Genomic DNA, 19,096 nt, shown 5'->3' with positions numbered 1-19,096 from the left:
GTTCTGTCGTTCGGATCGGGATGTCGAGTTTGCGGCCGCATTCCGATCTTTTTGTTTCATAGGCGATTGAAGTTTGGGTGTTCGGTATACGGGGTTGTCAGTCCAGATATACGTTTTTCTTGTCGAAGCGGAAATGCAGACCCGGAATCAGTTGGGCAATGAGCCGGATCGCTTCGTCGGCCGTACACTCGGCCGGAATGCGCAGCGTCAGCAGATCCCGGTCGTAACGCTCCGACGAGAGGTAGATCGTGATGCCGTAACGCCGTTCGAGGGCGCGAATGATGGCATGAATTCCATCGCGCTGAAAGACCAGAGCGCCCTTCTCCCACGAAACGATCTCGTCGGCCGACACTTCGCGGCGCGAATAGACCCGGCTCTGCCGATCGTAACACAACTGTTCGCCCGGACGCAGCGTAAACTCCTCCGAACTACGGCCGCCGACCCGTACACACCCTTCACACAGAGTCACCTCCGTAAAGGAATCGTCGGCATAGGCGCTCACGTTGAAGACCGTACCCAGTACCTCGGTCCGCAAATCGGCCGTCCGGACAATGAACGGATGACGGGCATCGGAACGGACCCGGAAACTGGCCTCGCCACTGAGATGAACCTCGCGGGTCTGACCGCAAAACCGTTCGGGATAGATCAACACCGATCCCGCATTGAGCATCACCACCGTCGAATCGGGCAGCACGACCCGTTCTGTCCGACCGTAAGGAGTCACGCGCTCGACGAACTGCGGCATCTCGAACCGTTCCTCGAAACGGCTTCGATCATGTACCCGGACATAGACCGCAAGCAGGATCGCCAACGGCACCACGACGGCTGCAACAACCGCCACACGACGCCGCCAAAGAACCTTCTTCCGCGAAACTCCGGCATGGATGCGCCGCTCGACCACCTGCCACGACCGCTCACGGGCCTCAGGATCCGCATCAAGGGGCATCGAGTCCCATTGAGCCCGCAGCAACGACTCTTTCCGGTCGCGATCGATCGGATGCTCCAACCACTCGGCAAAACGACGGGTCACTTCGGGACGCTGACGTCGTTGAAAAAAGGCTTGAATGATCTGTTTGGCTCGGCTCATATTTCGGCTTCTTCTGACTATATGACACATCGGAACCCCGTTGCACCCAACAGATTTCCGACCTTTTTTCCTATTTTTCGGGATAGAGAAGGAGAAGCGGGGGGGGGCGACCGCCCGACTCATGCTTCGGTTCAACAAAGCAGGGCGTTGAAATTCCGAAGCATGATTCGAATCCGTTTCAGCGCCGCATTGAGATGGTTCTCAACCGTCTTTCCGGAGATCGACAGACGACGAGCGATCTCCTCGTTGCTGAGTCCTTCGACCCTGCTCATCCGATAAATCTGGCGGGGACGGTCGGGCAACTGATCGACCGTCAGGTCCACCAGCAACTGCTTTTCAAGAGCATAGTAGAGATCATCGGGAAGAACCGATCCGCTCAAATCGGCAGCCTGAGTCAACGAAACAAGGCGTCCCTGCCCCCGCAACGCATTGAGCGCCGCATTGCGCGCCGACCGATAGATATAGCCGTTCAACGACTGCACGTCGGGCAGTACGTCCCGATGGCACCACAACTTCACGAAGAGCTCCTGCGCCAGATCTTCTGCCGCCTCCCGATCGTGCAGAAATCCGTTCAGAAACTGCATCACCCGATCGAAATAGGTGTCGAACAGATGCCGGAAAGCCTCCTCGTCACCGTCGGCAATGCGCCGTTGCAGGTTATACGTCGATTCGTTTCTCATGGTGCGGAAAACGGGTCCCCGAAACGGAGACTAGTTGTTGAAAAGCACAAGGGTCGGTTTATGGTCGGAGGCTTCGCGGGTGAAGTCGTCGTCGAGGGTCTCGGCACCGATCAACCGGCGGGACATGGCCTCCGAACAATAGACATAGTCGATTCGTTTGCGGTTGCGGTTCTCGCTCGGGACAAACGCTCCGGGATGGAAATGCGCAACTGCATCGCACGGATAATAACGGCGGACAAGGCGGTGAACCCCATAGTCGGGCTGCGGACTGTAGCGGGTGCTGTCGACAGGCGACAACGAGTTGAAATCGCCCAGCATGACCCAATACGTTTCATCGGCAAAGCGCGGATTGAGCAGCGTTTCGTGCAGAATATGACGGATTTCGCGGACCCGCGTCGTATCGCCCAGATTGTCCGAGCGGCGCTTGTCCTTGTCCTGCAGCGAATAGCGCTGCGGCCAGAGATGGACCACCACGTAGTTGATGCCGCGGATCTTCACGTGAAGCGCTCCGTGCGAGAGCGAATCGCCGCCCAGCGGACGGATCAGCTCCGGTTCGAAACGCGAGGTCACCGCCACCGGATAGTTGTCCTGGAAGGCGCCGAGAGCCACATAGGGATGGCCCCACCGTGAAGAGAGTTCCTGAAGATGAGCGGGCAGGTACCGGGTGGAATCGTCGGTCGGCAACGACTGTTGTTCGGCATTCCAATGAGTGGCCGTCTCGCAAAAGGCCGCGACATCCACCTGCTGACGCTGCATCCACCCGACAAAACGATCATAATTGTCAAACTGATCATACCACATGCCGTCGGCGATGTTGTATTGCAACAGACGGCAGGGGGACTTCGGCGATTCGGAACATCCTCCGATCGAAAGACCCGTCAGAATCGCAGCTACGGCTGCACGGACAAGATACTTCATAAAGTTCGGTTTTACTGGTTTTTCACTTGCAGACTGACGATCCACCCCATAAGCCGAACCTTTTCGACAAAAATAGTGATTTTTTTCGCAGATGCAATCCTTTCCCCGCTATTTTTACACCATTGTAATCCGTTTCCGACGGAGATGTCGCCCCGGGATGACTCATCGCGAGGGGGGGGGCGAAAATCCAGTCTCCATGCGGAATTGTCGCGATATTTCAAATTCATTTCAGAATCCCGTTTCATCTTTGCAACAGGATTCCGGGACTCCGAAGAGCCAATCTCCCCTCCTCGGGCCCTCCCTGACAAACAGAAAAAACCGTCCGATGAAAAAACATTGCCTCCTGATCCTGCTGACCCTGCTGATCGCCGGATCCGCATTCGCCCGTGAATCCGGGAAACGACCCCTCAAAAATACCATCGAGATCCTGGCCGACTCCACCGGCGAACTCCTCGCCCGGCTGCGGAACATGCCCAATATCGAGGTGGGAAAGGGAATCACCTTCCGCCCCAAAAACGACCGCTTCGAAATGACGATGCGTTTCCGCATGCAAAACCTGCTGGCCCTCTCGTTCGACGACAACCTCTCGCTCTCCGAGACCGACGCCCGTGTCAAGCGGCTGCGGCTGCGTTTCGACGGTTTCATCTACTCGCCCAAACTCGTCTACTCCGTTCAGTTGGGATTCACCGCCTACGACGCCGAGGTGCTCCCGAACGGCAACATGAACATCGTCCGCGACGCCATCGTCTACTACGTTCCGAGCCCCAAATGGAACATCGGATTCGGGCAGACCAAGATCAAGGCCAACCGCGCCCGCATCAACTCGTCGAGCGCCCTGCAGTTCGTCGACCGCAGCATCGTCAACAGCCAGTTCCATCTCGACCGCGACTTCGGCCTCTTCGGCGAGTACAACCTCGACCGGCAGGAAGGGTTCGACCTGGGATTCAAGGGCTCGGTAACGCTCGGCGAGGGCCGCAACTGGGGCTCGACCGACAACGGAGGCCTGGCCTATACGGGGCGACTGGAGCTCTATCCGCTGGGCCACTTTGCCGCAAAGGGGGATGTCATGGAGGGTGATTTCGCCGGGGAGGAGCGGCCCCGTCTGCTCGTGGCCGGAGCCTGGTCGTTCAACCACAAGGCTTCGCGGCTGAGCGGACAGCGCGGCGGCTTCATGCCCGCGGGCCAGACCCGCAACATCGGTTCCTATTTCGTCGATCTGATCCTCAAGTACCGCGGATGGGCCTTCTACACCGACTTCATGGGCCGCACCTGCCCGCAGCCGACCTTCGGAACGACGGACCCCGCGGCATTCGTCTATACGGGGCAGGGCCTCAACGTCCAGACCAGCTACCTCTTCAACAAACGCTGGGAGATCGCCCTGCGCAACTCGACGCTCTTCCCCGACGGGGAGATTCACGCCTGGACCGGCTACCGCACCCACAACCAGACGACCTTCGGCGTCACGCGATACATCATCGGCCATTCGCTCAAGGTGCAGGCCGACCTCTCGTACAACTCCTACGACCGACTCGGGAATACGGTCGGTGCAGGGTTGCGCAACGGTTGGGAGCTGCGCTTCCAGGTCGAACTCGGCTTATAGGATCTTCAGAGCGATACGCGCACAGGCCTCGGCATCGGCCAGCGCATGGTGGTGGTGTTCGAGATCGAAGCCGCAGGCCGCCGAGACGGTGTGCAGCTGGTGGTTGGGAAGCTGCCGTCCGAAGACGCGCCGCGAAGCCCGGCACGTGCAGTAGAACCGATAGCCGGGATAGGGCATCCCGTAGAGATCAAAGACCGCCCGCAGGCACCCCTCGTCGAAGGGCGAATTGTGCGCCACGAGCGGAAGACCCTCGATACGCGGGGCGATGTCGCGCCACACCTCGTCGAAATCCGGCGCCGAATCGGTATCCGCACGCGTCAGCCCGTGGATGGCCGTCGTGAAGCGGCTGTAGTAGTTCGGGCGCGGATGGATCAGCCGATAGATGGTATCGGTGATCTCGCCGCCCCGCACGACGACCACACCCACCGAGCAGACACTCGTCCGCTGGCCGTTGGCCGTCTCGAAATCGATGGCTGCAAAATCCTGCATGGTCAGTTTGTTTCGTCCGGGCCCTCCCTCCGGAGGGTCTTTTGCTGTTTTTCGTCTGCAAAGATAGAAATTTCGGGGATTCGGCGGTCCGCACCCCGAAACAAAAAAGCCCCACCCTCGCGGGTGGGACCGGTGAAGTCAGAAGGTTCAGGTATAACGGAGAATCAATACTGCGCATTCTGCGGATCGAACTCGGTCCAGCCTTCGGTCCAGTTGTCCGTGGCGGAGAAGGCGCCGATGTAGCTGACCTTCTCGAAGCCCTCGCTGACCAGGGCGTCGGCGAACGAGGCCCCCGTCAGGAGCGGGCTGTCCAAGGCCGGACGGCAGTCGAAGCCCGAAGCGAGGCTGTTGGGCTGCGTGAGCTTCAGATCGGCGATGTTGTCGAAGGTGCGGTTGTTGAGCCCCTCGGTCCGGAAATAGGCGGCCGAGAAGGTGCCCTGATCCTCCGCAAACTTCTTGTTCGCATCGCTGGCCAGCTGTGTCATGGCGGCGAAGACGACGTTCGAAATCTTGAACTTGCCCTTGGTGGCGTCACCCTGCGTGTCGGAGCCCTTGTCGTTCTCGACGATCAGACCTACGGGGAAGCCCATCGCCACGGAGTTGAAGCACGAGAGATTCGAGTTGCGGCGAATCTGCATGGCGGCCTGGAACTGCCCCAGCTTCGAGCCGTTGTTGGGGTTCAGATTGCCGCCGTTGATGTAGTCGGAGGTGTTCGTGAAGGAGGCGTCCTGACCGATCGGGCCGACGAACGTCACATTCGAGAAGACGCACGACGTACGCGGCGTGGCGGAAGAACCGTCGGCGTTGTTGTCGCTCTCGAAGCCGTTCGACACCGAAGTGTCGGCCAGACGCGGATTGCGTACCCCGAGGCAGAACTGGACCTTGCCCGAGAAGCCGTTGTCCGTATCGAAATCGTCGTCCCAGCCGTGGTAGGCCACCAGGTGGTCGCAGTTGACCGCTCCGCCGAACCACTCGTAGGAGTCATCGTTCGAATAGGAGACCTGCACGTGGCTGACCTTCGTGCCCGAGCCGACCGATCCGAAGGTGATGCCGTTGATCTCCTCATCCTCGCGGTAGGGGTAACCGGCAAACTCGACTCGCACGTAGCACAGTTCACCCGAGCTGTCCGCGTTGTCCTGACCGCCGTGGTTGGCGCGCGGACCGCCCTCGATGGTCATCTCACCCATGTTGTTGACGGCCTTGCCCAGCAGGATCAGTCCGCCCCAGTCGCCCGGACGGCGCGATCCGGCCGGCTTGTCCGACGTGAAGACGATCGGCGACGACGCCGTACCCACGGCGTGCAGTTTGCCGCCGCGCTCGACGATCAGCGACGCCTTCGTGCCCGAAACGCCCTTGATCACCGTACCCGGCTCGATGGTCAGTTCGGCTCCCGACGGGATGTAGACCCATCCGCAGAGTTCGTAGGTACCCTTGGGAAGCGTATACTTGCCGACCGGAATGGTGAACTCCTGGTCGCCGTTGCCGATCTGCGTGCCGTCCTCGAAGAGGATGTCGCTCAACGTGCCGCCCGCCTGCGGGTCTGCGTTGCCGCCGTTGTCGTCGTTGCAACCCGCCGCTGCGAGTGCCAGGGCAGCCGTGGCTGCCAGAATTGCATGTTTCATCATACTTTTTGACTATGAAGTGTGAATTGATTTGTTGTCAGAAGCGGGCCGAAACACCCAGCATGAAGCCGCGCCCCGGACGATAGCGTTTGGTGGTCTGCTCGCGCGTCTGCGTGCGGCCCGACGCGTCGGTGAACTCCGGGAACTGGCAGAAGCGGATCTCCTCGTTCAAGAGGTCCCGGGCGCTGAACTTCAGCTCCCAGATCCGGCCCAGCCGTTTGCTGACGACCAGATCCAGCGCGTTGCGCGGCATCTCGTACATGTCGGGGATGTCGTTGTCGATCGAACCGCCCGACGAAAGGTCCGAACGTCCGATCCCGACGATGCGCTTGCCGATGCGGTTGTAGAGCACCCCGACCGAGAGCCCCAACCGTTCGGGCTGGTAGAAGAGGCCGCCGTTGACCAGGTAGGGCGACTGCCCCTGCATCGGGCGGTCGTGCTCCATCGAACCCTCGGCGAAGTTCACCTCGCTCTCGATGAGCGATGCGTTGAACGAGAGCGAAAAGTTCTTCAGCCCCAGGAAGGCCAGATCCTTGCGAATGTCGAGCTCCACGCCGTAGACGTTGGCCCGGTCGGCATTCTCGAAGGTATAGGTGTAGCTGCCGCCGGCATCGAGGATCGCCGTCTCGATCGGATTGCGGAAGTGCTTGTAGAAGAGCGACAGGGAGATCGTCTCGCCCGACGTCGGGTACCACTCGTAGCGCAGGTCGGCATTCTGCACGTAGGCCGCCGTCAGGTCGGGGTTGCCCATCACGCTGCTGAAGAGGTCGAAGTCGTAGTAGACCGACGACGACACCTCGCGGAATTCGGGCCGGTTGGTCGACATGCCGTAGGCGGCCCGCAGCTGGTGGCGGTCGGAGATGCGCCACGTGAGGTTGACCGACGGGAAGAGGTCGTCGTACGTGTAGGAGGTCACCTTCGTGCGCCACTCCGAAACGCGCGTATAGCTGGTCAGGTCCATGTCGCTGTGTTCGAAGCGGACCCCGGCGTAGAGGCTCACCGGCCCCAGCGGCAGTTGAAGAGCCGCATAGGCCGCCGTCAGCAGGTTCTCGCCCTTGTAGCTGTTGCGGTTGTCCGTATCGTCGTAGACATAGAGCCGGTCGAAGCCGTAGTTGCCATCCTGCAGGATCTCGTCGACCACGTCCCCGTAGGGGAAGTCCGCCGGGAGGTTCTGCACGTTGTAGCGGTAGTAGAAGGCCCGGGTGCGGTAGTTGCGCGTGCGGTACTCGCCGTAGAGACCCGCCCGGAGCATCGGAGCAAAGCGTTCTCCCTCCCGGAAGGTGTGTTCGTAGTTGACCGATGCCGAGGCGATGTGCTCGACCAGGGAGGTGAAGTCTCGCTGGATCTCGTTCTGGTCCAGACGCATCTCGCCGTAGTGTTCGTCGCCGTAGATGTCGTTCTGCAGCAGGTTGATGATGCGGCGGTCGGGAAGGTGGCGGTCGGCGTAGGAGTAGCCCACGTTCCAGTCAATGCGGTGGCCGTCGGGCGTATGGACACCGGCAATCTGGCCGTTGTAGGTCGTGCGGCTCGAGTGGTAGTACTCGGCCTTCTGCTGGTCGTAGTGCGAGGAGATGTTCTGCCAGCCGTCGCGGAACGTATACTTGTCCTGCCCGATCTGGTTGAAGAGGTTGCGCAGCGAATAGCGGCTGTGCGGACGCAGGTACGAGAGGTTGAACATCGCTCCGAGGTGCACGTCCGTACGGTACTGGTCGTCGGTGTATTTGTAGAGGTATTCGGGCGTATCCTCACGCTTGTTGTAGACGCCGTAGCGCGAGTTCTCCATGTCGTTGATCGTGCGCTGCACGTAGCTGTAGTTCACCGCGCCGTTCATCGCCAGGCGGCGCCCCCCGGAGAGGTCCCACGACCGCCCGAACGAGAACGAGAGCTTCTGATCGGGAACCGGCCGCCGCGTGCGCACCTGCCAGTCGTTGTTGAAGCCGTTGCGCGTCATGCGCGTCACAAAGTCGGCGTCCGAATTGTCGTAACGGCCGTCGATGCCCCCGGCGACCATGCGCCGCGAGCTGCCGAAGCCGAACAGCTCCGAAGCGAACCCCTTGTTATAGAGGAAGTCACGGAAGTGGGTCGCCGTATTGAGACCGATCGAATACTGAACCGCAAAGGCGTTGTCGTCGGGCTGGTCCTTGGTCTGGATCTTGATGAAGCCGCCCGTGAAATCGGCCGGAACCTCCGGCGAGGGGGATTTCAGAATCAGGATGTTCTCGATCTGCCCGGCGGGGATCACGTCGAACGAGAAGGCCCGCGAATCGGCCTCCGAACTCGGAACGGCCGCGTTGTTGACCCACACGTTGTTGTAGCGCTGCGAAAGCCCCCGGGCGATGATAAATTTGTCGTCGATGAGCGAGATGCCCGGAATGCGCCGCACGACCTCGCCAGCATCACTGTCCTGCGTGCGGGCAATCGTCTGGCTCGAAACGCCGCTGACAACCTGCAGCGAGTTCCGTACGTCGATATTGACGGCCGATTCGGTGTTCGACCGTCGCACGGCCGTGACGACCACCTCGCCGACCTGCTCCGAGGTCTCCGTAAGTTTCACTTCGAGGCGCGTATCCGCGCCGTCGCGCACCTCGACTCCCGTCAGGCGCGCCGTGGCGTAGGTCAGCATGCTTACCTCAATGGTATGGGTGCCGGCTTCGATGTTCCCCAGATGGAACGTACCGTCGACATCGGTGGCCGTGCCGCGCGTCGTCCCCGCCAGCAGCACCGTGGCACCCAGCACCGGCTCGCCGGTGGACGCGTCGGTCACCACGCCCGAGATGGAGCCCTGGGCAAGGATCGTCTCAATCGAAAGTAGAAGCAGCGCTGCCGTGGCAGCAAGGTTTCGTCGGATTCTGTTCATGCAGTCGTTTTCTCTCATTATCACGCTGCAAAACTACCCCACGGCTGTTTCAACACCGATACGCCCCTGTGACAACCCCGCGAACGATCCGTTGCAAAAACGTTACACCCCTGCCGACAGCGGCCCCGGCACAAAAAGAGAGCCGGACCCCCAACGGTTCCGGCTCCGGATTCTCGGATGAAGCCTCCGCACGATCAACGACAGAGGACGATGTAATTGCGCAGGCGGTTGATCAGAACGACAGTCCACATGAAGAGGGCCGCGAGACCGGCCGGCAGCGGGAGGCTCCAGGAGGCCGCGGGAGGCTGCGGAAGGCTGCGGAAGGCACACTGAAACTGTCCGGCGGAACCGGAACGGTAACCCCGAAAAGTTCCGGCCGCCCCTAAAACCCGGCTCTTAGCCGGGCTCTTAGTCGGGAGCGCAGAATCGGACTGGAAACCTGGGGAGTTCCGGCCGCCCCTAAAACCCGACTCTTAGTCGGGCTCTTAGTCAGGAGCGCAGAACCGGAACGGTAACCCCGAAAAGTTCCGGCCGCCCCTAAAACCCGGCTCTTAGCCGGGAGCGCAGAACCGGACCGGAAACCTGGGGAGTTCTGGCCGCCCCTAAAACCCGACTCTTAGTCGGGTTACTCCCACTCGATCGTTGCGGGCGGTTTCGAGGAGATGTCGTAGACTACGCGGTTGACCCCCTTGACCTTGTTGATGATCTCGTTCGAGACATCGGCCAGGAATTCGTAGGGAAGGTGAACCCAGTCGGCCGTCATGCCGTCGGTCGAGGTCACGGCCCGCAGCGCCACACAACTCTCATAGGTGCGCTCGTCGCCCATCACGCCAACGCTCTTCACCGGAAGCAGGATGGCTCCCGCCTGCCAAACCTTGTCGTAAAGTCCGGCAGCGCGCAGGGCGTCGATATAAATTTTGTCCACGTTCTGAAGAATCTCGACCTTCTCGGGGGTGATGTCACCCAGAATGCGGATGGCAAGGCCCGGTCCCGGGAAGGGATGGCGGCCGATCAGATGCTCGGAGATGCCCAGCGAACGGCCTACGCGGCGCACCTCGTCCTTGAACAACAGCCGCAGCGGCTCGACAATCCGCAGATTCATCTTCTCGGGCAGTCCGCCCACGTTGTGGTGCGACTTGATCGTGGCCGAAGGCCCGTTCACGGAGCACGACTCGATCACGTCGGGATAGATCGTCCCCTGAGCCAGCCAGCGGACATCCTTGATCTGCATGGCCTCCTCGTTGAAGACCTCCACGAAATCACGGCCGATGATCTTGCGCTTCTTCTCGGGATCGGTGACCCCGGCCAGATCGCCCAGGAACTTCGCTCCGGCCTTCACCCCCTTGACATTGAGCCCCATGTTCTCGTACGAGGCCAGCACCTCGTCGAACTCGTTCTTGCGCAGTAGCCCCGAATCGACGAAGATGCAGTAGAGGTTCTTCCCGATGGCCTTGTGCAGCAGCACGGCAGCCACCGACGAATCCACACCGCCCGACAGACCGAGCACGACCTTGTCGTTGCCCAGCTTCTCGCGCAGATCCCGAACGGTCGACTCGACGAAACTCTCCGAGGTCCACGACTGCGAGCAGCCGCAGATCCCCACGACGAAGTTCTTCAGGAGGTGCGTACCGTCGGTCGAGTGGTAAACCTCCGGGTGGAACTGGATGCCCCACGTCTGCTCGCCCTCGATGTGGAAGGCGGCTACGCGGACATCCTCCGTACTGGCGACGATCCTGTAGTTGTCGGGGACGCGCGTGATGGTATCGCCGTGCGACATCCACACCTGCGTCGGCGAGGGAAGACCCTGCATGAGGGCATCCGCCGGATCGCCCACCGTGAGCATCGCCCGGCCGTATTCGCGGCTCGGCGCCGGCTTGACCTCACCCCCGAAGGCGTGAGCCAGGAACTGCGCGCCGTAGCAGACGCCCAGCAGCGGCAGACGCCCCTTGATGGCCGAAAGATCGGGCGTCGGGGCCTGGGCATCGCGCACCGAATAGGGGCTGCCCGAGAGAATCACACCCCGCACCGATTCGTCCAGCGCCGGAATCTTGTTGAAGGGGTGAATCTCGCAATAGACGTTCAGCTCGCGCACACGCCGCGCAATGAGCTGCGTGTACTGCGATCCGAAGTCGAGAATCAATATTTTTTCCTGCATGATAGTAGGTTTATGCTCTATTTTTTCACCGGACGATTGAAGGAGCCTGCCAGACGCATCTCTTCGGCAAATGCCGAACTGCCCGCTTCTCGAATGCGTTCAATGCAGCCGCGACGGTCGGAACGAAAGAGGAAGCCGAAAACCTTGCCGATAAAAGCGTTGAATTTGCGGCACTCGTCCAAAGGCATCAACGTACAATCGGCGCAACTCTGCCATCCGTGTTCGAGGCAACAGGACCGAATCTCACACCACGCTGCCTTCTCATTGGCATGGCATCCCGGACAAACTCCCTTACCGAACTTGCGGCATCCTCCGCAAAAAAGACCGCAAGCCGCAACCTCTGGATTCATGGTCGTCCCGGATTTAGTGTTCGCTCGAGTAGTTGGGGGCCTCGCTCGTGATCGTCACGTCGTGCGGGTGGCTCTCGTGCATGCCCGAAGCCGTGATGCGGATGAACTGCGCCTTCTGCAGCGTCTGAATGTCCTTCGCACCGCAGTAGCCCATACCCGAACGCAGACCGCCGATCAGCTGATAGACCGTCTCGCTCAGCGAACCCTTGAACGGCACGCGGGCCACGATACCCTCCGGAACGAGTTTGCTGATGTTGCCCTCGCAACCCTTCTGGAAGTAGCGGTCGGCCGATCCGGCACGCATGGCGTCGATCGAACCCATGCCGCGGTAGGCCTTGAACTTACGGCCGTTGTAGATGATCGTGTCGCCCGGAGCCTCCTCCGTACCGGCGAACATCGAACCGATCATCACGCAGTCGCCGCCCGCAGCCAGCGCCTTGACGATGTCGCCCGAGTAGCGCAGACCGCCGTCGGCGATCACCGGAACGCCCGAACCCTTGGCGGCCGAGGCGGCGGCGTAGATGGCCGACAGCTGCGGAACACCCACGCCGGCGATGATACGCGTCGTGCAGATCGAACCCGGACCGATACCGACCTTGATACCGTCGGCACCGGCGTCGATCAGGAACCTGGCGGCCTCACCCGTGGCGATGTTGCCCACCACGACGTCCAGCGTCGGATAGGCCGCCTTGATCTCCTGGAGCGTGCGCACGATGTTGCGCGAGTGTCCGTGTGCGGAGTCGAGCACCACGGCATCGACATCCTCGGCCACGAGGGCTGCCACACGATCCATGGCGTCGTTGGTGATCCCCACGCCGGCAGCTACACGCAGACGTCCCTTCTCGTCCTTGCAGGCATTCGGGTGATCCTGCACCTTGGTGATATCCTTATACGTAATAAGCCCCACCAGATGGCCTTCGTTGTCGACCACGGGGAGCTTTTCGATCTTGTTATTCAGAAGCACCTCCGAGGCGTGGGCCAGATCGGTGCGGTGGGTGGTGATCAGGCGGTCGCCCGGGGTCATCACCTCCTCGATGCGGCGCGACATGTCGGGCTGGAAGCGAAGGTCCCGGTTGGTGACGATGCCGATCAGGCGGAACTCGCCGTCCACGACCGGAATACCGCCGATCTTGTTCTCCTTCATCAGATTCAGGGCGTCGCCCACGGTGTTGTCCTTCGAGATGGTGATCGGGTCGTAGATCATGCCGTTTTCGGCTCGCTTCACACGACGCACCTGAGCTGCCTGCTCGGCAATCGTCATGTTCTTGTGGATCACGCCGATACCACCTTCACGCGCCAGTGCAATGGCCAACGGAGCCTCGGTCACGGTATCCATCGCCGCAGAAACGATGGGGATGTTGAGCTTGATATTTCGCGAGAAACGGGTCTGGACATTGACCTCTCGCGGCAACACTTCCGAATAGGCGGGTACGAGCAGCACATCGTCGAACGTAAGTCCTTCGGGCTGAACCCTTTCATTGATAAAAGACATAATGAACGTGGATTTTTGTTGCTCGCAAAAGTAATCATTTTTTTCGAAACGGCCTAAAATCAGCCTCCCGAACGTCGACTTTTTATCAACATTTTATCAAGAAAGTTGGCCGGTACGCTTTTTTCCCCATTTTTGCCCCATAGCCGACAAACCCCGCAAGGATGAAAACACGCCATCTCTATCCGGCCCTCGCCCGGCTGCTTCTGGCCGCAGGCTGCGGAACCCGACCGTCGGGAAAGCCGGCCGACGCCTCCGGTCAATCCGCCACCGCCGTCTTCGAAGCATCGCCCGACCGCCGGCCCGCCCCCGGTCTCAAACTCGCCGACAGGCAGGAGTGCTCCGACGCGGCCTTGCGCATCGACTCCCTCACGACGCTCCGCTACAAGGGACCTTCGGACGAGGGCTTTGCCGCCGAATATGCCGGCGTCTTCGAGGTCGTGCGCATCCTCGCCATGGAGCGGGAGCATCCTGCCCGAGACCTGCCCCAACAAGAGAAAACGGGTGTCGTCGTTGGACGACACCCGTTTTCTCTTGCGGCCTCAGGCTCCAGGCCCCCGGCTCCCGGGATCAGTACTGCTCCTTCTCGTTGGGGAAGTCGCACGACTTGACGTCCTGCACATACCGCCCGACCGCCTCGGTCATCACCGTATGCAGATCGGCGTAGCGGCGCAGAAAACGCGGCGAGAAGCCCTTGTTGATGCCCAGCATGTCGTGAATCACCAGCACCTGGCCGTCGCAGCCCGGGCCGGCTCCGATCCCGATCGTCGGCGTCGGGATCTCGCGGGTGACCCGCGCGGCCAGCGCTGCCGGGATCTTCTCGAGCACGATGCCGAAGCAGCCCGCCTCGCTCAGCAGATGGGCGTCATGGAGCAGCTTCTCGGCCTCGGCCTCCTCCCTGGCCCGCACGGCGTAGGTGCCGAACTTGTGGATCGACTGCGGCGTCAGCCCCAGGTGCCCCATCACCGGAATGCCGGCCGAGAGGATGCGCTGCACCGACTCGAGGATCTCCTCGCCGCCCTCCATCTTCACGGCATCGGCCTCGGTCTCCTTCATGATGCGGATGGCCGAATCGAGCGCCACCTTCGAGTTGCCCTGGTAGGTGCCGAACGGAAGGTCGACCACCACCAGCGCCCGGTTGACGGCACGCACCACCGAACGGGCGTGATAGATCATCATATCGAGCGTAATGGGCACCGTCGTCTCGTAACCGGCCATCACGTTGGCCGCCGAGTCGCCCACCAGAATCACGTCGACACCCGCGGCATCAACGATCTTGGCCATCGAATAGTCATACGAGGTCAGCATGGCAATCTTCTCGCCGCGCTGTTTCATCTCCGTAAGGCGGTAGGTCGTTACCACCCGAACTGTACTTTCTACGGACATTTCTTTCAGTTTTTAGGATTTTCAGCGCGGCAAAGATAACGCTTTGCATAGATTTGGCAAAAAAATTGCCACAGAACAACCCCTCCCGACACCGCGACGTTGATCGAATGTTTCGTCCCGGCCTGCGGGATCTCCAGCGCACCGTCGCAGAGGTCCACCACCTGCTGGTCGACCCCGTCAACCTCGTTGCCGAAAACCAGCGCATACTTCGCATCGGACTCCGGTGCAAAGTCATCGAGCATCACCGCCCCCTCGACCTGCTCGACGGCCAGCACCCGGTAGCCTTCGCCGTGCAGCGCCTCGACGCATGCCGCGGTCGACTCCCAATGGCCCCACGACACCGTCTGGTCGGCACCGAGCGCCGTCTTGTGGATCTCGCGCGAAGGGGGCACGGCCGTGATGCCGCACAGCTCGATGCGCTCCACGGCAAAGGCGTCGCCCGTACGGAAAAAAGCACCGACGTTCTGCGCCGAACGCACGTTGTCCAGCACCACCCGCACCGCCATCTTCCGGCTGCGGGCAAACTCCTCGGGCGTCGGACGCCCCAACTCTTCGTTCGTAATTTTACGCATATCGGGTCGAAATGAGTGATTTCGGCGGCAAAAGTAAGCAAATAAAAAATATTTTATCTAATTTTGAGGCCTCAATTCAACAGTACCATGTCTCTGAAAAAAGTCTTCGCTCTGGCCGCCGCTCTCGCCATTTCGGGAGGCAGTCTGTTCGCCCAGAAAATCCTCGTCGGCGCCGACTTCGAAACCCGATTCGACAACCGCGAATACGCCAACAACGACTTCAACGAATCGCAGACACTCTTCAGCGCCCGCCTCACCCCGCGCATCGGGATCGAATGGCAGGAGAAGAACCAGTTGGTCGTCGGCGTCGAGATGATGCAGAACTTCGGCCAGTACAACCCCCAGGGCGACCGTTTCCTGAGCGACGTCAAGCCGCTGATGTACTACCGCTTCAAGACCGCGAACGTCCAGGCCAATGCCGGTATCTTCAACCGCAAGGAGCTCATGGGCGACTACTCGACGGCCTTCTTCAGCGACTCGACCCGCTTCTACCACAACCGCCTCTCGGGATTCCTCGGACGCTACGTCTCGTCGCAGCGCGAGAAGACCTACGTCGAGATGGCCATCGACTGGGAGGGGATGTACTCCGAGGCTTCGCGCGAGATGTTCCGCATCCTTTCGGCCGGCCGCTACACCACCCGCCCCGGATTCTACGTCGGATACGCCTTCTCGATGTTCCACTTCGCCGGTTCGAAGCTCAACGAGAACGTCTCGGACAACCTGCTCATAAACCCCTACATCGGCTGGGAGTTCAACGCCTTTTTCGACTTCGACATCCAGGGAGGTCTGCTCTTCGCCCCGCAGCGCGGCCGCAGCGTCGACCACACCTGGCGCAAACCCTACGGCGGTCAGTTGGACGTCACCATCTCGCGCTGGGGCCTCAAGATCGAGAACAACCTCTATCTGGGCAAGAACCTCCAGCCGCTGCGCAACTACGTGGCCAATCCCCTGACGGGGGGGGGCCTTACCTACGGCCAGGACGGCCTCTATGCCGGAGAGTCGTTCTACGCGACCACCAAGCACATCTACAACCGCACGTGGGTCGGCTACGATCGCAAATTCTTCCACGACACGATGCACGTCGAGGCCGGCATGGTCTTCCACTACGACGGAACGGGACTCGGCACGCAGCAGGTCGTCCAGCTGTCGGTCGACATCCAGCGGCTCTTTGACATCGGCCCCCGAAAGCCGGCGCCCCACCGTCCGGGGCCCGCACCGCGCCCCTGCTGCTACTGATCCGCAGCCCGTTTGACCGACCATTCATTCACGCACAAGCAAATTCACGAAAAATATGGCAAGCGAAATCAACGAAACCCGAGAGAAGCCGCGCAACTTCCTCGAAGAGATCATCGAAGAGTCCATCGCCAACGGCGTCACCGAAATACAGACTCGTTTCCCGCCCGAACCCAACGGATACCTCCATATCGGCCACGCCAAGAGCATCTGTATCAACTTCGGACTGGCCAAGAAATACGGCGGCAAGTGCAACCTGCGCTTCGACGACACGAACCCCGTCAAGGAGGATGTCGAGTATGTCGACTCGATCAAGCGCGACATCCACTGGCTGGGCTTCGACTGGGCGCTGGAGCGCTACGCCTCGGACTACTTCGACCAGCTCTACGAATGGGCCATCGTCCTGATCAGGAAGGGGCTGGCCTACGTCGACGACCAGACCCAGGAGCAGATCCGCGAAAACCGCGGTACGGTCTCCGAACCCGGAAAGCCCTCGCCCTGGCGCGACCGTTCGGTCGAGGAGAACCTCGATCTGTTCCAGCGCATGAAGGCCGGCGAATTCCCCGACGGTTCGAAGGTCCTGCGCGCCAAGATCGACATGGCCCATCCGAACATGCTCTTCCGCGACCCGATCATGTACCGCATCATCCACGCCGAACACCACCGCACGGGCAACAAGTGGTGCATCTACCCGATGTACGACTACGCCCACGGCCAGAGCGACTCGATCGAGCACGTCACCCACTCGATCTGCACGCTGGAGTTCGACGTCCACCGTCCGCTCTACGACTGGTTCATCCAGGCGCTGGGCATCTTCCCGTCGCACCAGTACGAATTCGCGCGGCTGAACCTCACCTATACGCTCATGTCGAAACGCCGCCTGCTGAAGCTCGTGCAGGAGGGGGTCGTCATGGGCTGGGACGACCCGCGCATGCCGACGATCTGCGCCCTGCGCCGCAAGGGTTACACCCCGGCATCGGTGCGCAACTTCGCCGAGATGGTCGGCGTGGCCAAGCGCGACAACGTCATCGATCTGGCCAAACTCGAATACTGCGTCCGCGAGGATCTGAACAAGGTCGCCGAGCGCCGCATGGCCGTGCTCAACCCCCTGAAGGTGACCGTCACCAACTACCCCGAGGGCAAGACCGAACTGTTCACCGCCGTGAACAACCCCGAGGACGAGGCCGCCGGCACGCGTCAGGTTCCCTTCTCGCGCGTGATCTACATCGAGCGCGACGACTTCATGGAGAATCCCCCGAAGAAGTTCTTCCGCCTGCAGCCCGGCGGCGAGGTACGCCTGCGCTACTCGTACCTGATCAAGTGCGAGGAGGTGGTCAAGGATGCCCAGGGCAACATCACCGAGCTGCGCTGCACGTATGACCCGATGTCCGGAAACGGCTCGTCGAGCGACGGCCGCCGCGTGAAGGGCGTCATCCACTGGGTATCGGCCCAGGATGCGCTGGAGGCCGAGATCCGGCTCTTCAACCCGCTCTTCACGAAGGAGAACCCCGACGACGTCGAGGAGGGCCAGACCTGGGAGGACAACCTCAACCCCGAGTCGATGGTCAAGATCAAGGGTTACCTCGAGCCCTCGCTGCGCGACATCCCCGTGGGACAGGCCGTACAGTTCGAACGCGTGGGCTACTTCTGCCCCGATACGGACTCGACGCCCGACCATCTGGTCTTCAACCGCACCGTGACGCTCAAGGACTCCTGGGCCAAGATCAACAAATAGGATCGGCCGGACGGCCATTCAATCGTAAAGAGGCGGAGATTTTCAGAAAATCTCCGCCTCTTTACGTCATACCGGGAATCGGTCAGCGCGTATTTTCCCGAGACTTCCAGGGAGCTCCGTTCCGCCGCAACGGAAGAGCATAGCAGAACACCTGCCACGCTTCGTGGATCCGGCAGGCATTCCAGCGTGTAGACTCCATGAATGCCCTCCGGGCCCGTTGCACCAGCGGGTCGGAGGGATCCGTAAGAATGGTATCTCCCGACAGGAAAAGCGTAGATCTCAGAATCCGGACCGGGTATCCCGTGGAATCCGCGGCAAAATGCACGGAAAAGGCCAAAAACGGCGGCAGCGAATCCGTCGGTCCGAGCTGGTCGAACGCCTCGGACAATCGGCGTTGATTCTCCTGCAAATCGACGCCTCGCTTATACGCCCGGTTGCGGAAATGGCGGGCCGGGCCGATCTTACCCGCTTCAACGGAGGCTGTCCACTCCTCTTCAAAAATGGCTCGACGCTCGTAACAGATCACCTCGCCCCGGCCGTAACAGATCTCACCGCTGAACCACGACGCACGAACCCGTCCCCCTTCGGCCCATTCCGGAAAGAGTTCCTCGGCCGTAAAAAGGGGTTTATCCGTACAGGTATACACCCGTTCGAGCCACAGCTGTCCCTCCTCCAGCCGCCAACAACCCACATAGCCGCGCCAGCAGGCCGTACTGATGGGAACATCGGCCTCTTCCAGACGCGCGTCAAGACGCATCCGCATCGTACTGTCGGCATACTCAAGCGGGTAGGCAAACATCGACAGCGTATCGCGTCCCACAATCAGGCGTTCAGACATCTGTATCGTGGCAAACGACGGCACCGTGATCCACAATGCCGCCAGCAGGAAAAGGATCCGTTTCATGACTCTTCTGGTTGGTTCG

General features: G+C 60.8%; 17 protein-coding genes. 4 read left to right on the top strand and 13 right to left on the bottom strand.

Going from position 1 to position 19,096, the window contains the following annotated elements; genetic code table 11:
• Positions 1 to 97: 97 nt before the first annotated feature.
• The 4 genes from B5E60_RS00860 to B5E60_RS13655 form a co-directional block, all read right to left on the bottom strand.
• Positions 98 to 1,087, bottom strand: a complete 990-nt coding sequence (locus tag B5E60_RS00860; protein ID WP_162611577.1) for a FecR family protein — start codon at positions 1,085 to 1,087, stop codon at positions 98 to 100.
• A gap of 131 nt (positions 1,088 to 1,218) precedes the next feature.
• Positions 1,219 to 1,767 (bottom strand): RNA polymerase sigma-70 factor, encoded by a 549-nt coding sequence (locus B5E60_RS00855; protein WP_087308989.1) that lies wholly within the window; start codon positions 1,765 to 1,767, stop codon positions 1,219 to 1,221.
• Positions 1,768 to 1,797: 30 nt separating this feature from the next.
• Positions 1,798 to 2,685, bottom strand: a complete 888-nt coding sequence (locus B5E60_RS00850; protein ID WP_087308988.1) for an endonuclease/exonuclease/phosphatase family protein — start codon at positions 2,683 to 2,685, stop codon at positions 1,798 to 1,800.
• 11 nt (positions 2,686 to 2,696) lie between these two features.
• Complete coding sequence (locus tag B5E60_RS13655; RefSeq protein ID WP_143260604.1) at positions 2,697 to 2,930, bottom strand: hypothetical protein; 234 nt, start codon at positions 2,928 to 2,930, stop codon at positions 2,697 to 2,699.
• Positions 2,931 to 3,010: 80 nt separating this feature from the next.
• Here B5E60_RS13655 and B5E60_RS00845 point away from each other — a divergent pair, with 80 nt between their 5' ends.
• Complete coding sequence (locus B5E60_RS00845) at positions 3,011 to 4,285, top strand: porin (RefSeq protein ID WP_087308987.1); 1,275 nt, start codon at positions 3,011 to 3,013, stop codon at positions 4,283 to 4,285.
• Here the strand turns inward: B5E60_RS00845 and B5E60_RS00840 are convergent.
• The 6 genes from B5E60_RS00840 to guaB form a co-directional block, all read right to left on the bottom strand.
• The gene (locus B5E60_RS00840) at positions 4,280 to 4,774 is read right to left on the bottom strand and encodes a 3'-5' exonuclease (RefSeq protein ID WP_087308986.1); all 495 of its coding nucleotides are present in this window, start codon (positions 4,772 to 4,774) and stop codon (positions 4,280 to 4,282) included. The genes B5E60_RS00845 and B5E60_RS00840 overlap by 6 nt on opposite strands.
• Before the next feature lie 164 nt (positions 4,775 to 4,938).
• On the bottom strand, positions 4,939 to 6,396 hold the full coding sequence (locus B5E60_RS00835) for a hypothetical protein (RefSeq protein ID WP_087309084.1): 1,458 nt from the start codon (positions 6,394 to 6,396) through the stop codon (positions 4,939 to 4,941).
• A gap of 37 nt (positions 6,397 to 6,433) precedes the next feature.
• Positions 6,434 to 9,253: a TonB-dependent receptor gene (locus B5E60_RS00830; protein WP_087308985.1), complete on the bottom strand. Its 2,820-nt coding sequence runs from the start codon at positions 9,251 to 9,253 to the stop codon at positions 6,434 to 6,436.
• Between the two features lie 625 nt (positions 9,254 to 9,878).
• A complete protein-coding gene (guaA, locus tag B5E60_RS00825) occupies positions 9,879 to 11,408 on the bottom strand; it encodes a glutamine-hydrolyzing GMP synthase (protein WP_087308984.1) in 1,530 nt (509 codons plus the stop codon).
• 17 nt (positions 11,409 to 11,425) lie between these two features.
• Positions 11,426 to 11,758 carry a DUF3795 domain-containing protein gene (locus B5E60_RS00820; RefSeq protein ID WP_087308983.1) on the bottom strand — a complete coding sequence of 111 codons (333 nt, stop codon included), beginning with the start codon at positions 11,756 to 11,758 and terminating at the stop codon, positions 11,426 to 11,428.
• Positions 11,759 to 11,771: 13 nt separating this feature from the next.
• Positions 11,772 to 13,250 (bottom strand): IMP dehydrogenase, encoded by a 1,479-nt coding sequence (gene guaB / locus B5E60_RS00815; protein ID WP_087308982.1) that lies wholly within the window; start codon positions 13,248 to 13,250, stop codon positions 11,772 to 11,774.
• A gap of 161 nt (positions 13,251 to 13,411) precedes the next feature.
• Between guaB and B5E60_RS13650 the strand changes: the two genes are divergently transcribed.
• Positions 13,412 to 13,858 (top strand): hypothetical protein, encoded by a 447-nt coding sequence (locus B5E60_RS13650; protein ID WP_143260602.1) that lies wholly within the window; start codon positions 13,412 to 13,414, stop codon positions 13,856 to 13,858.
• Here B5E60_RS13650 and panB read toward each other — a convergent pair.
• Together panB and B5E60_RS00800 are read right to left on the bottom strand one after the other, a co-directional pair.
• Complete coding sequence (panB, locus tag B5E60_RS00805; protein ID WP_087308980.1) at positions 13,818 to 14,633, bottom strand: 3-methyl-2-oxobutanoate hydroxymethyltransferase; 816 nt, start codon at positions 14,631 to 14,633, stop codon at positions 13,818 to 13,820. The genes B5E60_RS13650 and panB overlap by 41 nt on opposite strands.
• Before the next feature lie 5 nt (positions 14,634 to 14,638).
• Positions 14,639 to 15,205: an RNA methyltransferase gene (locus B5E60_RS00800; RefSeq protein WP_087308979.1), complete on the bottom strand. Its 567-nt coding sequence runs from the start codon at positions 15,203 to 15,205 to the stop codon at positions 14,639 to 14,641.
• 87 nt (positions 15,206 to 15,292) lie between these two features.
• Between B5E60_RS00800 and B5E60_RS00795 the strand changes: the two genes are divergently transcribed.
• Positions 15,293 to 16,441 (top strand): hypothetical protein, encoded by a 1,149-nt coding sequence (locus B5E60_RS00795; protein ID WP_087308978.1) that lies wholly within the window; start codon positions 15,293 to 15,295, stop codon positions 16,439 to 16,441.
• 55 nt (positions 16,442 to 16,496) lie between these two features.
• Positions 16,497 to 18,173 carry a glutamine--tRNA ligase/YqeY domain fusion protein gene (locus B5E60_RS00790; protein ID WP_087308977.1) on the top strand — a complete coding sequence of 559 codons (1,677 nt, stop codon included), beginning with the start codon at positions 16,497 to 16,499 and terminating at the stop codon, positions 18,171 to 18,173.
• 82 nt (positions 18,174 to 18,255) lie between these two features.
• On the opposite strand, the gene B5E60_RS00785 is transcribed toward B5E60_RS00790, so the two are convergent.
• A complete protein-coding gene (locus B5E60_RS00785; RefSeq protein WP_087308976.1) occupies positions 18,256 to 19,077 on the bottom strand; it encodes a hypothetical protein in 822 nt (273 codons plus the stop codon).
• Positions 19,078 to 19,096 lie beyond the last annotated feature (19 nt).

The organism is Alistipes sp. An116, from assembly GCF_002161005.1.
Classification (GTDB): domain Bacteria; phylum Bacteroidota; class Bacteroidia; order Bacteroidales; family Rikenellaceae; genus Alistipes; species Alistipes megaguti.
Note: the sequence above shows the minus strand (reverse complement) of the source record. Positions and strands in the feature narration are given on the sequence as shown.